Origin of the sequence: Altericroceibacterium xinjiangense (genome assembly GCF_003958635.1) — a bacterium.
Taxonomy (GTDB): domain Bacteria; phylum Pseudomonadota; class Alphaproteobacteria; order Sphingomonadales; family Sphingomonadaceae; genus Altericroceibacterium_A; species Altericroceibacterium_A xinjiangense.
Genome location: NZ_RSEK01000016.1, coordinates 1 through 15393, shown reverse-complemented (window position 1 = coordinate 15393; position 15393 = coordinate 1). Strand labels below are relative to the sequence as shown.

Annotated in this window: 6 protein-coding genes and 1 pseudogene; 1 reads left to right on the top strand and 6 read right to left on the bottom strand. The window is 66.2% G+C overall.

Features of this window, described 5'->3' with window-relative positions:
* Window positions 1-7: 7 nt before the first annotated feature.
* The 6 genes and pseudogenes from ELY13_RS13120 to ELY13_RS13095 all read right to left on the bottom strand — a co-directional run bounded on the left by ELY13_RS13120 (window position 8) and on the right by ELY13_RS13095 (window position 14259).
* Complete coding sequence (locus tag ELY13_RS13120) at window positions 8-6016, bottom strand: DEAD/DEAH box helicase (protein ID WP_126174373.1); 6009 nt, start codon at window positions 6014-6016, stop codon at window positions 8-10.
* Window positions 6017-6019: 3 nt separating this feature from the next.
* Entirely contained in the window at window positions 6020-9157 is a 3138-nt protein-coding gene (locus ELY13_RS13115) for an STY4851/ECs_5259 family protein (RefSeq protein ID WP_126174372.1), read from the bottom strand.
* A gap of 223 nt (window positions 9158-9380) precedes the next feature.
* Entirely contained in the window at window positions 9381-9989 is a 609-nt protein-coding gene (locus ELY13_RS13110) for a hypothetical protein (protein WP_241233706.1), read from the bottom strand.
* A gap of 531 nt (window positions 9990-10520) precedes the next feature.
* On the bottom strand, window positions 10521-11462 hold the full coding sequence (locus tag ELY13_RS13105; protein ID WP_126174371.1) for an IS5 family transposase: 942 nt from the start codon (window positions 11460-11462) through the stop codon (window positions 10521-10523).
* 79 nt (window positions 11463-11541) lie between these two features.
* Window positions 11542-12144 (bottom strand): annotated as a pseudogene (locus tag ELY13_RS13100) (IS6 family transposase); the annotation flags it as partial.
* Between the two features lie 1026 nt (window positions 12145-13170).
* Window positions 13171-14259, bottom strand: a complete 1089-nt coding sequence (locus tag ELY13_RS13095; RefSeq protein ID WP_126174369.1) for an IS5 family transposase — start codon at window positions 14257-14259, stop codon at window positions 13171-13173.
* Window positions 14260-14832: 573 nt separating this feature from the next.
* On the opposite strand from ELY13_RS13095, the gene ELY13_RS13090 reads away from it, so the two are divergent.
* The gene (locus tag ELY13_RS13090; RefSeq protein ID WP_126174368.1) at window positions 14833-15216 is read left to right on the top strand and encodes a hypothetical protein; all 384 of its coding nucleotides are present in this window, start codon (window positions 14833-14835) and stop codon (window positions 15214-15216) included.
* The last annotated feature ends 177 nt before the right edge of the window (window positions 15217-15393 follow it).

The window sequence follows — 15393 nt, the reverse complement described above, 5'->3', positions numbered from 1 at the left end:
GGCAATGTCATCCGGTGACGACGCAGTAAGTGGCCCCGCGCGCCTCGATCACGGCGTTGAACCGCTCTGCCTCGGTGATCTGCCGGTCCACGCCATCACCGAAATAGGGCCACTTGGCATAACGCGGCGCACGCCACGGACCGAAGCCCTGGTCCAGTACCACCCGCACGATCGCGCCGCCGGCAAAGGCCAGCGTCAGCACCCGGCCGTGCGCGGCACCCCGCTCCACCAGTTCACCCGCGAAACCGCGCGCCGCCAGGAGGGCCAGCACCACATCCTCACGGTCCTTCGCATATTGCCAGTCATGCTCGGGCGCGAAAGGCTGACGGTCGCTCCGCTGCACCGGCTCACTCACCACCCGCACCGGCACCGCGGTGCCTGGCCCCGCTAGCACGTCGCGCAGGGCCGCCACCGTGTCGGCCATTAACCGCACCGCCAGCGGGGAGCGGAGATAGCGGTCATTATAGGTCAGCGACACGGGCGCGCCCGTACCCCCGGCCTGCCGCACCAACGGCGCCAGCAGCGCCGCGAACCGCAGGCCGAAACCGGTTAGCGGACCGTCCAGCTCCCCGGCGATCTCCAGATAGCGGGTGCCGCTGGCGGGCAGCAGCGTGGCAAGGTCGATCGCCGGCGTCAGCGGCAGGGCCGGTGCGGCGATCCGCACCACCGGATGCGCCTGCCCCTCGCCCCAGTCCGGCCCAGCCTGCGCGGGGGCGTAGTCACGCGATGCCCACAGGTGCCGTTCCGTCGCGGCAAGGGCGGTGGCACCGTTGGGGAAGGCCGGCGTGGTCCCCCGGCGCAAGGTCACGCCCAGTCGCAGCGCCGCGTCACGCAGCGCCAGCTTTTGCGCCGCGTCCAGCCGCTCCAGCCAGTCCGGCGCCACCACCAGCGCCAGCTGCGCCCCGCGGTCGCCCACCCGCCGCGCCAGATCGGCGATGCGCCCCGTGCCCAGCAGGGCAACATCGCTGCCCTCGCCCAGCCACAAGGCCACCTGCCGCGCCCCGCGATCCACCGTGTCAGTCAGCGCATCGGCGACGGAGCGGGACAGCGCAGCATCCGGCCCGATCCGGTCCGCATCCGCCACCCCGGCCAGCGCGGTCAGCGCGTGCCGGACCCATTCCAGCGCTGCCTTGCGGTCGATGATCTGCGCCTGCTGGTACAGGTCCGCCGTCAGCACACAAGCCGAACAGCCGCGCTCGCAGCCCGGTGCGGGGCAGTCGAGCACTCGCGCCGCCTCGCGCAGCAGAGCATCGTACAAGGGCACGGCCTGCGGGGCGAAGCCCGCGCCGCCAGATGCGCGATCGTACAGGAACAGCGAATGCGTCACCTGCCCCAGCGGCGTCGCAGCGCGGCGCACGGCCATGCCCAGCTCGCCCGTCTCGATCCCTAGCTGCCGGCATAGCGCCTCCCGCGAGGCCGACACCGCCGCCCATGCTGCGCCCTCATCCGGCAGGCCGACCGGCTGCAGCTCCACCACATCGGTCACCGTCTGGTATCCTAGCGCGATGGGCTGGGTGATCTTGAACGGCTTGTCATTGCCGGGGCAGCGCCCGTCCGCCGCCCGCTTCGTGAAGCGCAGCGGCGCATGGTCCTTCAACGCATGCGGCTGCCCCTCCTGTGCCGCGGCACCGGCGCGGCCGCATTCCAGACAAACATGGTAGCCCTGTTTGTTCGGGCCGCGTGAGGAATAGAACACCAGCCCGTCCGCACTGGCCCGCAGCCGCCCTTGTGCCGGATCGGCCATCGGCGACCAGGCGGCGCCGCGCACCACGATCTGCGCCACCTCCGGCTCGACATAGGTGACCTCGTCAGTGTCGGCATGCGGCTGCTCCGCCATGTCGGCAGTGAAGCCGGCCGGTTCCAGGTATGGCCGCTGACGATCCACGCCGATGTCCGCCCGGCATTGCGGGCAATGGTCCGGCGCCACGCTGCCGCAATCGCCCGCACCGCATTCGCCGCAGCTCCAGAAGGTGCGCAGGCTCTGCACCTCGCGCGCCTCCCTGTCGTCGGCCGGGCGCTGCCAATTCAGCGTCACCCCGGCGGAGCGGTAGACCAGCCCATCCACTACCACCTCTGCCCCCGGTGCGTAATCGTGGATGGCGATGTCCAGCGTGCGAGTGGGGAAGCTGCGCCGGCGGCGGCTGCCATCCTCCCCCGCATCCTCGTCGCCCGGCGCCCGGTCGTCATTCACGAACGGCACCACGCCGGTGGGGAATCCATGCGCGGGAAGAAAGCCGCGATAGCCCAGCTCCTTCAACAGATTGTCGCGCACCAGCCGCTTCAGCTGATACCCCAGGCTCGCCTGCGCCTCCTTGGGCAGGCCGATCGCCTGCTGCTGGATCACCTCCCATTCGGCCGCCGCCGCGTCCCACGCCACCTGCAGCGCAGCGCGCGCGGCGGTGAACAGCGTGCGGTCCCCCGCCAGCACGGAACCTTGCACCAATTGCTCCACTTCGCCGTCCAGCGCCTCGCGCGTGGTGGGTGCATCCAGCCAGGTGAGGCAGTTGGCGACGGGCGGAGCCTCCGCCCGCGACTGCGCCAGTTCCGCCGGCAGGCCCAAGAAATCGCCCACCCGCGTCTTCAGCGCCTCGCCCCCGGCAACGGCGAACCAGCGAGCCAGCAGCAGCGCATTGACGTGGCGCTGCACGATGCGGCGGCTGTCCAGCTGCACGCGCGGCGCGCGGGTCTGCCGGGCGAGGTACGCTTGCGGGTCATGGAACGCCTCCCGGTCCAGCGGGGTGGCGCGGGTGTAGGTGAGCGAGGACGCGAAGCCCTGCCGCCGCCGCCCGGCACGCCCCACGCGCTGCCGGTAATTGGCCAGCGCCGGCGGCACATTGGTCATCATCACCGCGGAGACGGAGCCGATATCGACCCCCATCTCCATCGTGGTGGAGCAGTTGAGGATGTTGATCTCCCCCTGCTTGAACGCCCCTTCGAACCGGCGCAGTCGCGCGGGCGGCTGCTGCGCGGAATGTTCGGCCGCGCGCAGATAGGGGGAGAACAGCGCCACCCGGTCGTGCAGGTTGGACCACACGCCCTGCTGGCGCAAAGCCGCCACCTGCGGGTCGCTCTCCAGCCAGCCGCGGATCACCTCAATCTGTTCGGCGGCGGCAGGAAAGGTCAGTGGCAGGCGCGGGAAGCTGAGCGGCTGCGGCGTCTCGCCGGCAGTCTTCAGATGCTCCCGATGGCCGTATTGCGTGCGGCCGAGCGCCAGGTACGACAGCACGCGGCGGGTGACGGGGCAGCGCCAGGCGTTGACCACCGGCGCCACATGTGCCCTGCCGAAATCGAGCGCCAGACCGGGGCGGGTCGCATCGTGGAACAGCGGGTGCAATGCGGTCCAGGCCGCCTCCAGCACCGCATTCAGCCGCGCCCGATCCTGCGCCTCGTGCCGGTCCAGCCGAAGCGCCTGTTCCAGGATCAGCAAGAGGTTGGACGGGTTGTGCGACTTGGGGCCGATCGAAGGCCATTGCAGTTCGCGTCGCGCCTCGGCCTTGCGGCCGGGTTCCAGCAGGGTGGAGAGCGGCCGGCCGGTGTGCAGCCAGTGCAGATCACCCCAGTCCGCCCGAATCGCGGCATTGCCGCGCACCGTCATGTCGATGATGGAATAGAGCAGGCCCTGCCAGTCGGCGAGGCCGAAGCCGCGTTCGGCCAGCACATCGGGCACCCGGCTCACCCGATCGATTGCATCGAAGCGCAGTCGCGCCAGCCCCAGCGTCTCGCTGGTGTTGCCCCGGCGCGGGCGGCGGGCGAATTCACGCAGCAGCAGGAATTCGGCAAACACCAGCGGATCGCGGTACCGCTCGTCCCGACTCCGCCAGACGTCCAGCATCCACTTTTTCACCGGCACGGCATCGGCAAGCCGGGATTTCAGGTCGTTCCAGGTCAGGCCGTCGGTGCGGGGCTGCATCAGTGCCGTCAGTTCGATCTGCTTGCCCGCAAGCAGTTCGGCGATAGCCGGCGCAGTAGCGGCGACCGGCTCCAGCGTGGCAATCTCTGCCCGCAGCTTCACCACCTGCGGATCCTCCGCCCCGCCGCCGGCCATGCTGCCCTGCACCGCATGATAGATATGCCCGCGGACATAGCCGCGCTCTGCATTTGTCTGCAGGTTGGCGGCGAAGCGGGCCGTGCCCTGGCGGCTGTCGGTGAAGGACAGCAATTGGCGCCCGTCTGCCGGCGGGGCGAAGGCGCCCTGCGTCCCGAACTTGCCCGGCGGCACCCCGTCCAGCAGCACAGGCGCGGCATTGCCGATCAGGAACGGCGCACCGTATCGCAACGGGCGCAGCATCGGCCCGGCATCCCGACTGTCCGCCGCCCCGCAATTGCCGCACTGGCCGGCCGGATGGGTCGGCAGCGGGCGCGTGCCCTCCTCCGCCCGGTCGGGCCGGCGGCCGGTGGCGACCTCCACCGGCGTCTCCCGCCGGCTATCTAGCGGGCGGGCCGCGATAGCGAGGGTCTGCACCTCGTAGTCATAGTCGGAAGGCGCGGCATCGTCCGTGTCGCTGCCCTCGCGCTCGATCGTGGCGGCGAACTCGTCCACCGTCGGCGGGGTGGTGACGGGGCGCAGGTGGCCATCGCGTTCCTCGCATTCCAGATACGGCTCCCCGCATTCGCGGCAGGCCTTCACCTCGAATACCGGGCTGGTGCAGGCCGGGCAGGCATCGACCTGTTCAGGCAACACGGCACCGAGCGCCCATCCCGCCGGCGCCCCGCCGCATTCGGGGTTGAGACAGCTCCACAACCCCGGCACCGCGCGCAGGAAGCTGTGGATCCGCAGCGGCAGCAGCGGGTCGCGCTTGCGGTCTCCATCATCGGCCACCGCCGCGATCACCTGCTCCACCGGCTGCCCGGTGGGCGCCAGCAGCGCGCGCGCCTCCGCGAGCGGCACCCCCCGTTCCTCCGCCGCGCGAACGAAGCGCTGCACCGCGCCACTGGCGGCAACGCGGTCGCGGCTGGCGAGGTCATCCTCCGCCAGCGCGTCGCCGGCCGCCTGCGGCAGCAGCACGGGCTGGCGTGTGCCCGTCACCACCTGCACCCTGTCCTCCGCTACACCCGACAGGTCGCGCAGAAAGCTACGCAGTTCGTGCGTCACGTCGCGCCCTTCCCCGCCGATCGTGGCGGAGGTGGCGACAAACCGCACATTCTGCGCGCTGACGCCGAAGGTCAGCAGCACCCGGCGGATCAGCAGCGCGATCTCCGCCGCCGCGGACCCGACATACCCATGCGCCTCGTCCAGGATGATCCAGCGCAGCTGACCCCGGCTCTTCTCCACCAGCGGACGATCGACCTGCCGCACAATCATGTATTCCAGCATGGTGACATTGGTCACCAGGATCGGCGGCGGATCGCGGCGCAGCGTCTCGCGATCCATCACCTGCTCGGGGGTGGCCTTCTCGGTGCGGGGCAGCTTCTCCGGCGTCAGCCCGTTATAAAGGCCGAAGCGCACCCGGCCGCCGAATGGCGCCGTCCAGGCGCGCAGCCGTTCCTGCTGGCTGGCGATCAGCGCGTTCAGCGGATACAGCGCGATGGCGCGCACCCCGCTCAGCCGGCCGGCCTGCTCTGCCTCTGTGGCCAGGTCGCTCAGTAGCGGCATCAGGAAACATTCGGTCTTGCCCGATCCGGTGCCGCTGGACACCAGCACCGATCGCCGCTCTGCCGCCGTCAGATGCTCCCACGCCTGCAATTGATGCAGGTAAGGCTGCGCGCCTGGCGGGAAGCGGTATTCGCCCGCCCTGTCGCTACCGATGGCGCGGATCACGTCCGGGTGCAGCGGTGCGCCCGCGCAATCGGCAAAGGTGCGCCCGCTGGTGACGAACGGCGCCGCGCCCTCGATCACCGGCTCGCGCAGCAGCGCGCCCGTGGCAGGGTCAGCGGACCCGAACTGCCGCCGGATCTCCGCCACCAAGCCCGGATGGTTCAGGCCGGACTGGCCCAGCACCGCCTCCACCGTGCGCTGGCGAATCAGCTCGGTTGTGCGCAGGGGGCCGGTGACGGGGCGGGAATGGGTGTGGGGCATAGTTCAGCGATACTCGTTGAGGCTGGCCGCGAAGGCTTCGGCGAAATAGGTCGGGAAGTTGCGGGCCACAGTCTTGATGTGGTGGATGTCCCCGCTCGCCGGAATCCATAGCCCGGCGGCGGCCGCCGCCGCGGCGCAGGGTGCATCCAGCGTGTCGAGAATGGTGTCGTCGAACCGGTCGAAGTAGCCGGGCATGCACCCCGGCAGGCGATCGCGGTAACGGCTGCGGGATGCACCCGGTATCCGCTCTCGCGCACGCTGGACGAAGGCCTGCGCAGCTTCGGCGATGGTCGGCGCATCCCCGGGTTGCAGCACCGGCACCAGCAACGGCTCCAGCTCGCACAATCGCTCCACCACCTTCTCCACGCCTTCCTTGGCGAAGCGCGGGGCATCAGCGCCGAGCGCCTCCAGCTGCGTCAGCAAGGCGCCAAAGGCGGCACCCTGCGCCCGCTGCCAGCAATCGTGGCCGATGGTGGCCCACGCGAAGGGCAGCGCATCGGACAGCGCCAGTACCGCCTCTCGCTGCGCCGGTGACGCGGCCACGGCCAGTCGCGCCAATACGCCCGGCTGCCCCGCCGCCAGCTCCAGCACGCGGAAGGTCACAGGCAGCAGGCCGTCAAGCGACGCGATCAGCGCCAGCAATTCCGCCAGCACCGCGCCGCCATCGTCGCTGTCGGCCAGCGCCAGCAGTTCGGCGAGGGCCGCGTCCAGCACGCGGCCCGGCGGCAGCGCCATGGCCTGCCCCAATTGACCCGCCGGCTCCGCGACACCCTTTCCGCGGTGGAAGCTTGGGCGGGTCAGCACCGTGCCGCCGGCGCGCAGATAGACCAACCAGTCCCCCGCCAGCGGCGGCAGCACGGCCGGACGATGGTTGGCATCGGTCAGCAGCGAATAGGCGCCGAACGAGCGTTCCACTGCCGGCTGCGCCAGGCGCCGGCCGACCAGCTCCGCCCCGTCGGCCACGACGCCATCGGCCACCAGCACGCGCCCGTCCGCCAGTGACAGCTGATGGGCGAATTGCTGCACCCGCCACCAGGTCTCGATCCCGTCATGCATGCCCAGCCGCACCTCTGCGTCGATGGAGGCGGGCAGCGCCATGCTGGCAATGTCCGCGGCGACAGAGGCCATCGGCAGCTCGTCCACCACTTCCCAGCTCATCTCCGCCAGCTTCAGCCCGCGCAGGCGCAATTCGCCGAACAGCTGCACCCGGCCCTGATTGATCGCGACCAGATCAGGCAAATCCGCCAGCGTGACCCGTGCGCCATCGGGCAGCACCTGCCCGTCCCACCGGGCGATGGCGGCGGCGACCGGGTGATTGATCCTGACCGGCAGCTCCGGCCCATCGGGCCAGTCGATGATCGCGGTGAACCAGTGCACCGGCGGCGCGCCCGGCCGGACACGCCACACGCCGTCCCCCGCCACCCGCACCGGGGCATCTTCCGCCGGAGAGACCCCGCACGCGCCGAAGCCGGTGATCCGGTATTCCGGGGCACCGTGCCCGCCATTCCGCGTCATCTGCGCCCCCGCCGGCAATACGGCGATCCGCCGCCGGTCCTGCACAACCTTGTCACGCAGCCAGCCGAGTTCGTAATGGCCGACCGGCAGGGTACGCGGCGCGGCCCGCCAGCTGCGCTCACCAATGGCGCGTACATGCAGCGCACCCTCCCCGATGCGCACCAGCGGCGGCCCGGCGAACAGGTCCACCGTCCCCGCGGCCTCGGCCCAGCCCACGCGGTTGCCGACCAGCTCGATCCGGCTCGCCTCGTCACGCGGCTGCCCGCACAGGATGCGATAGCGGTCGCCCCGCTCGTCGGTGACGAAGGCGCCGCCGGTCACCCGCCACAGCCGGGCCTGTCCCACGCCGCGTCCCAGCGGCGTCACGCTCTCGTCCTTTGTCGCGTCCACCCGCCACTCGGCCGGAACCTGCACCACCACCGTACCCGCCCGGTACTTTCCCGATCCCGAACCGACCACGCGCAGCAGGGTCGGCGCATCCGGCTCGCCTGCGACGGTCTCCGTCACGATCAGCGCACCCCGCTGCGGCTTGCCGCCCGCCAGCGCGACACGCGCCACGCGCTGTTCGCCCGATCGGAAATCGAGCTCGATCGCGGCGGCAAACGGCATTGGTTGCACCCCGCGCGCTCGGCGGGTCGAACGCGCGGTCCACGCCGTTTCGCCTTCGCCCGGCGCATCCACTAGCGCCAGTTCGCCCGGCAGGCTGCGCGCCATCTCGCCCGCGGCGAACACTCGCAACCGGCCAAGCGACGGATCAAGCCCACGCGTCGCCGTCGGGTCGAGCGCCCCGTCCAACGACACCTGCGCCGCCTCCGCCCAGCTCCCGCCATCCCGCAGCAGGTACCGCTCGACCGTCACCGCCGCGTCGGAGGCCGCGACGACCTTCATCAGCCGCTCGACCAGCGCACCGGCGGCCCCGTCGCTCGTGCTCAGCGGAAGAGTCTCCTGCCAGCCGGCGCGGTTCAGCTCCAGCCAGGCGACCACGGGCAGGTCGGCCGCTGCCGCCGGCCCATCCGCCTCCCGCCGCAACCGCACCACGGCCAGCGCCAGATCGACGCACAGCGCGATGAACTCGTCATCCCGGAACAACTGCGGCAGCCGACCGCGCTGCAGGGCGGCCAGTTCCTGCGCCCGTTCCTCACCCGCCGCCGGTTCCGCGAGTAGTGGCCCTACAATCGCGGCCAGCGCGCCATGTGCCCAGCCGCTACCGCCATCCTCCAAGGCCGCCGTCGGGAACCCGCCCTCGCGCGCAAGAGTGCCGAGGAAGTGTTGCGAGCCGGTGGCCAGAACTGGCCGCCGCCATTGCAAGAGGCCGCTGGCGGTCAATCGGCGGAATATGGCCTGATCTTCCGGCACGTGCAGGGCGGCGGCAAGATCGGCCCAACGATGCCCGCCCCCCCGATAACAGCGGCGGAACCATTCTGAGGCCCAGAGCACGAACAAGGCCGGCCATGGCGCCCGCTCGAGCCGGGGCAGAGTCTGGCAGGCAAGATCGGCCTGCAGCCGCTCGAAAGCTTGAGTCGTCAGGCGATAGCGGTAGAGCCAGCGTCCATCCGGCGTTGGTAGGTCGTAAGCGGCGGCAAACGCTGGAATGGGTCTGGGCGGGACCACCGGAATTGTCTTCATCCGCGCTACCTTCGCGCCGATTTTGAAGCGAAGCGGCCGGGTCGATGGCGCATCCAACGCCACCAACTCACAGTCCAGCGCCCGTAACTCCTCGATCGTTGTTGCCTCATCAATCCGCAGCGACCACGCTCGTCGGTCCGCCATCGCCCCCCCCCCAACTCAAAAACTGTCACGGCGCGTTTGGACGCTCGATTACGCGAGCGCCCTTTTCATCAGCAGAAGATTACTGCGCCGTAGCAGCCGTGAGCACAGGTTGAGCATTTGGCTGCACCTGAAGCGGCGCGGGCTTCGCATCGGCGATTGCCAACTCGACATCCTCGTCAAGGGAAGCTGCAACCTCCCCGCCTGCCGGGAACACCGCGCTCGTTCCGGTCACGAAGAAACCTGCCAAGGGCACCAGCGCGATCGAGGCAACGACGCCGCCGGTCCCGGTAACACCCTTGTCGTCGAACGTACCGGCTACCCGGATCTGACGACCGTTGACACGCAGATGGAGTGCGCGCGCCTCCAAGTGTCCAGACTTCCCCCACATCCCCTTGTTGCGAACGCTGGTCACCTCAGCCCACGCCGGAGTGCCGGCGGGGACGACAACGACGCCGTTCACTTCAACCGGAGATGCGACTTCCATGTTGACACGCTGTCCTACGCGGGCGCGCTTCTTCTTCGTCGTGACTTCTTCCAGGAAGCGCAGGGTCACCGGAGCACCCGCACGCAGGACCGCGTTCGACGTGACTGGAGCCGTGATAGGAGCTGGGGCCGGTACTGCCGCAACCTGAGCAATTGCCGGGCCGGCAGCGATAATGAAGGCGGCGGCGGCGATGGCCTCGAACATGCGAGCTTTCATGGATTTCCCCTGTTGCGATTAAGAATCGCGCAACGGGTATGGACCATAAGTGTAGGAGCGAGAACCCCGGGGAAACCCGGATTGTAGCAGTCGATTAAGCTCTTCTGTGGCTGAGCTGACTTCAAGTAGCCGTGCGGCAGATCTGAGCGCGAGCGGCGGGAATGAGATCAGCGCCGCTTAGGATTTCCGATCGGGATCGGAGCGGCACCTGTTAGAACTCTCTTAAGCTCTGATGCCCCGGTGCCCGGCGATCACGTTGACCCACCGATCGTTGCGTCCGGGGCGCACGTCGTCCGAGAACCAGAGATCCATGACACGGGTGCTGACATGAGACCTGTGCGCGGGTGGGACTAAGCGGCTGATTTTGAATGTTTGGGCCACTTGAGCAAGCTCGAACCGGGTGAGCCGCCCATCGGTTCGGGAAATCGCGACAAGACGGCGGCCTGGAGCAGCCGATCCGGTTGAAACGGAAGCTCCGGATCGTATCCGGACATCACGGGCCCTCCCCGGATTCTCACCTCAGGCTCTTTGGACCGCGAGAATGTTGAGGGCACGCTTCAGGTTATAAGCGATCGCGGTGAGATGGACCTGGGCGGTGGCTTTGGCGAGACCTCGCCATCGCATCCGGCGCAGGCCGTAGCTGCGTTTCCAGGTGCCGAAGATCTTCTCGATCCGGCCGCGAACGCGGTGGATTGGCTGGTTCCATGCATTGAGCCGAGCCTGCGCTTCTCTTTCGCTGCGGGCCCATACGCTTGTAGTGACAATCCTCGGTACACCTCCTTTGGCGAGGATCGCGCTGCCGAAGTGCGATCCGCGATAGGCGCTGTCGGCGAAGACCTCGCCGGGATCATCGGGCAGAGCTTCGGGTCCGGCCCTGCCATCGTTCACATTGGCCGGGGTGACCGAGATCTTCTCGACCAGCGCTGTGTCCGCATCCGCGCCGACGTGGGCCTTGAAGCCGTGAACGGCTTTCTTGCCCTTGTGCTTTACCCAGCGGCCATCGCCGTCCTCCTTGCTGGCAGAGGTGATGATCGTCGCATCGACAAGGGTGCCGGTCTTCACCTTGATCGCTTTGGCCTTGAGCTGGGCTGTGACCGCCTCGAACAGGCTAACGTCGAGGCCGCGCGCGACCAGCAGCCTGCGAAAGCGCACGAACGCGGTGCGCTCCGGTGTCTCCTCCGTACTGGAGAAGCCGCAAAACCGCCGAAACGAGGCGCGGTCATCAAGCGCCTCGGCTAGCTTGACGTCCGACAGATCGTACCAGATCGAGAGCAAGAGCGCCTTGAACATGGGCAGCGGAGGCCAGGCAGGCTCCCCCTTGGCCGCTGAATAGAGGGGATCCAGAAGAGCGGCGACAGGAGCCCAGTCGATCAGGCTATCGAGTTCATCCAGCGACGATCCAGCCGACCGGGCACCTCCAGCAAAACCGAACCGCTCCTGACCAATCGAACGATGCGCCACCAGATGCTCTCCCTCTGAGGAAAGCACATGGAATCAGCAATCAGTGCGCCTGTCTATACCCACCCGCGCACAGGTCTCATGAAGCGAACTTCTGGAGCGACTTCATCTGTCTGAACCGGAGCATCGCTCGTTCTCGTCGTCGAAACGGCAGGTGCGAGTTCTCGACGCGGTTGTTGGCCCAGCGGCCGGTCTCCTGCTTCTGCTCGCATCCGAGTTCTTTCAGTGCGGCTCCGTAGGAACGCAGGCCGTCGGTCGTGATCGCTTCCACCTTGCCGTGCCGCTTCAACGTCTTGCGCATGAACCGCAGGGCAGCCGCTTTGTCCCTGGTTCTCGTGACGTAGCTTTCGAGGACCTCGCCCTCGTGATCCACGGCGCGCCACAAGTAGACCATCTCGCCATTCACCCGAACGTACATTTCGTCCAGGTGCCACTTCCAATAACGAAAGCCGCGCATGCGCGAGATCCGCTGCCGGCGGATGTCCGCCGCAAACACGGGCCCGAAGCGGTTCCACCAGAAGCGCACCGTCTCATGTGAGATGTCGATCCCGCGCTCGAACAGGAGATCTTCCACGTTCCGCAACGAGAGCGGAAACCGGATATACATCATCACGACCAGGCGGATGACCTCAGGCGAGGAGTGGAAATACCGGAACGGATTAGCTGGTTTGCGGGGGCGAGGCATGCACCTGCCCTACCCCGCTCGGCGGCAGGTCGCTATCCGGTGCAGTGCCTCTGACAGTGCCTGCCGTGCCCCTGGTCGCCATCCGGTGCAGTGCCTCTGACAATGCCCGGACGGGGCATGCCCCTGCCCTACCCTGCCTTCGGGCCGATCACCATTGGGTGCACTTCGTCTGACAGTGCCCCCTGAGGCCAGTCGCCATCAGGTGCGTTTGGTCTGACAGTGCCAACCAGACAGCTAGCTAGGAACGGCAAATCGCGAGAGAGGGCTGTAAGTGAAGGCGGATTCGATCTCTCCATTTTGGCCCACTCTAAAGACTAGCCATTCGTCCTCAATGCTAACGAACGTAAAAAATATATAATAGTACCCATCACTACCCATCGATATTCGCTGAAGAGATTGTTCGAAGTCGTCTTGTGCGTATGTAGCGTCGCCGTAGCACACCTCTATCCTCTTGATAGCTTCTCGCAGAAAGTCCTCTCTAGATGCGGAGCTGAGATTTACGCCAGTGTTGGTTGCCTCCGATAGATTAGTTGGAAATTCATCGCATTCGTCTCCTAGTTCCAACTTTGATTCTGACATACAAGATGACAACATCAAGGCGGCAAGGATTACAATGAATGACTGTTTTCGGCTAGACTTAGCTGATCCCAAAGTATCCGGCTTCATCGAGCGGGGCCGTAGTCGATCAAGCCAGTATTCATAGGATATTCTCCAATTCGGGAGAGAGGTACCCCCCCATATTCTGTTCGAAGATCAAGGCCCACAGCATCGCGGTATTCGTTTTCGATCCGGGAGGCTTCGAGTTCATGGTTTGAAGTGCCCGTTTTCGGGTCTATCGAACGATCGGTTGTGCCGGTGTCTGCGTCATATGGACACCTCGAAGAACCCGTCGTTTCCGCCGTGGTGAGCGCGCGCAGGCCTGGAGGGGCGGCGATTGCGGCGCTTCCCTGCAATAGCGGGATCAATTTTGCTTCTGTGTTGCCCGATTTTTGGCCGTTTCCGGCCGGGCCGGGCGCACTTTGCCCCTCAAGCGGGCGCACTTTTCCTCTCAAGCCAGACGAGACGCTGGAAGTTGTAGGCAAGGTTCGCCATTCCGATCTTTATCCGGGCACGGTCAATGCCGATGGTGCGGATGAACAAGCCCATGCGGTGCTTCTGCCCGGCGAACACGTGCTCGACCGCAGAGCGTACGACCGAGCGTTTGGCGTTGGCTCTCGCGATCCGCTCGGGCATTGGCCTCTTCGGCGGTTTCTTCTGGTGGATGTGGCTGGTGAACAGCCCCTTGGCCAGGAACGCCTCGTTCTTCTTCGAGCGATAAGCGGTATCGGCCCACACGCCCGAGGCGGTGTTCTCCCGGCTCACCAGCACTGACAGGCGCGCGCCGTCATGCGCATTCGCCGCGCTCGCATCCCAGGTGCGGATCAGGCCGTGTGCCCGGTCGATGCCTACATGGTTCTTGTAACCGAACATCGGGATCGCAAGGTCGACCGGCTTAAACGCCCTGGGATTGGCGCCCTCCTTCACCTTCGCCTTGGAGTACTTGACTGTCCAGCGGGCATCCCGGTCCTTCTGGCGCGCTTTGGCCGGCTTGTCCTTCCAGCTCTCGGGAGTGCGGCCTTGCTTGATCGCCGCCTTCTCTTCCTCGGTATTGCGCTGCTTCGGCGCCGGTACGACGGTCGCGTCGATGATCTGCCCGCCCATCGCGAGATAGCCCCGGTCCTTCAGCGCCGCATCGAAGCGGGCGAAGAGCTTGTCGATCGCTTTGGCCTTCACCAGCTGCTCGCGAAACAGCCACACCGTAGTCGCATCCGGCACCGTGCCCTCGAGCCCGAGCCCCAAGAAACGCTGGAACGAGAGGCGGTCCCGGATCTGGAACTCGGTTGCTTCATCCGACAAGGAGTAGAGGGCCTGGAGCACCAGTATTTTGAACATGAGCACCGGGTCATAGGGCGGCCTTCCGCCCTTGCCCCGAGGTCCCCGCCGCAGTGCGGCGATCAGCGGTCCCCGGAACACCTCGAAATCCACCACCGAAGACAACCGCTCCAGCGGATCGCCCGCCGCGCTCAGTGCCTCGTACCGGTCCGAAAGATCAAAGAACCCGGGCTGCCCTGCCATTTCCGCGCCTCCTCTTCGAGAGAGGCACTGAATCACCTCAGGACAGAAAACGCGAGGGTTTTTCGAACCGTCCATATGCGTGCCCAAGCACTTCGTGAGCGACAAGCGAACCGATCGTGTTCCGCGTCCCGTCACTTAGTGGTGGCTGTTTAGAGTTGCTTATAGTCGTCGTTCCCGAACCAATCCCATTTTCTGGAGCATCTGTTTTAATCTGTGAGTTTTCTCTATTCGCAGAAAATTTTACCACATGTACATTTTTCGATCGTACAAGCGAGTTATACCGAGTGTTCAATTCCTTGCTGCCGATCGAGCCGCGTTACGCGATGCCGGAGTCCCAACTTCGCGATCAAGGTCGGATGTAAAGGCGCCGGGAGGAAGGCCTATGCCGAAGGCAGAGCGCCAACAGATGACCCAGGACAGCCGAGGAAATCCGGTAGTGATCTCTCGACACGGACCTCATCCCGACGGAAGGCAAGCACATGATGCACAACCGCATAGTCATGCCGCCACACCCCGCGTCGAAGGTGGAATGCCTGTAACAAGAAAGGACGGATCAGTCCGCTACCATGACCAATGATCCAAGTAGTATCAGAAGATGAAGCGAGAAAACTTCGAGAGCGAGTATCTAATCCAGCGGAAAGGATTCAGGTGTTTCCGGAGCTGCCACATTATGGAACATGGCTAAAGCGCGTAGCTCATTTTGCGTCAAAGAATGGTCAGAGCATTCGTTTGGGGGTTGAAGAATACCAAGGTGACCTGAAGTTTTTTGATATTGAGCGTCACGATCTACATTCTGCAATATTTATGAGTGCCCTCGTTCCTTTGGAAATGGTGATCCTCGGAGAGGACTGGATGATAGGAGTTTCGTCGTATCCGGATAGTGAAGGATCACGGAAGCTTGAATACTCTCTGCGCTTTTATGGAGCGGCGCATGTCCTTCGGCAAGTTGTTGATTAGAGCAGATTTCGCCCGATCTGAATCGCGAGGGATTCCCAACGGGCAGACTTTCTGATTCACCATGTTGGCTGGTGAAGGAGGCCAGCATGGATCGGTCTTCCTAGGCTCAGGACCCATTAAAGGGATTCCCAAAGCAGCGCAGATTTGATTCACAGGCGGCGCAAGGAGGCGCTGTGA

What these genes read in the sequence shown, in the direction of transcription:
- ELY13_RS13115 (WP_126174372.1), bottom strand. Translation starts at nt 9,157, where the DNA reads ATGAAGACAATTCCGGTGGTCCCGCCCAGACCCATTCCAGCGTTTGCC.
- ELY13_RS13110 (WP_241233706.1), bottom strand. Translation starts at nt 9,989, where the DNA reads ATGTTCGAGGCCATCGCCGCCGCCGCCTTCATTATCGCTGCCGGCCCG.
- ELY13_RS13120 (WP_126174373.1), bottom strand. Translation starts at nt 6,016, where the DNA reads ATGCCCCACACCCATTCCCGCCCCGTCACCGGCCCCCTGCGCACAACC.
- ELY13_RS13095 (WP_126174369.1), bottom strand. Translation starts at nt 14,259, where the DNA reads ATGGCAGGGCAGCCCGGGTTCTTTGATCTTTCGGACCGGTACGAGGCA.
- ELY13_RS13090 (WP_126174368.1), top strand. Translation starts at nt 14,833, where the DNA reads ATGATCCAAGTAGTATCAGAAGATGAAGCGAGAAAACTTCGAGAGCGA.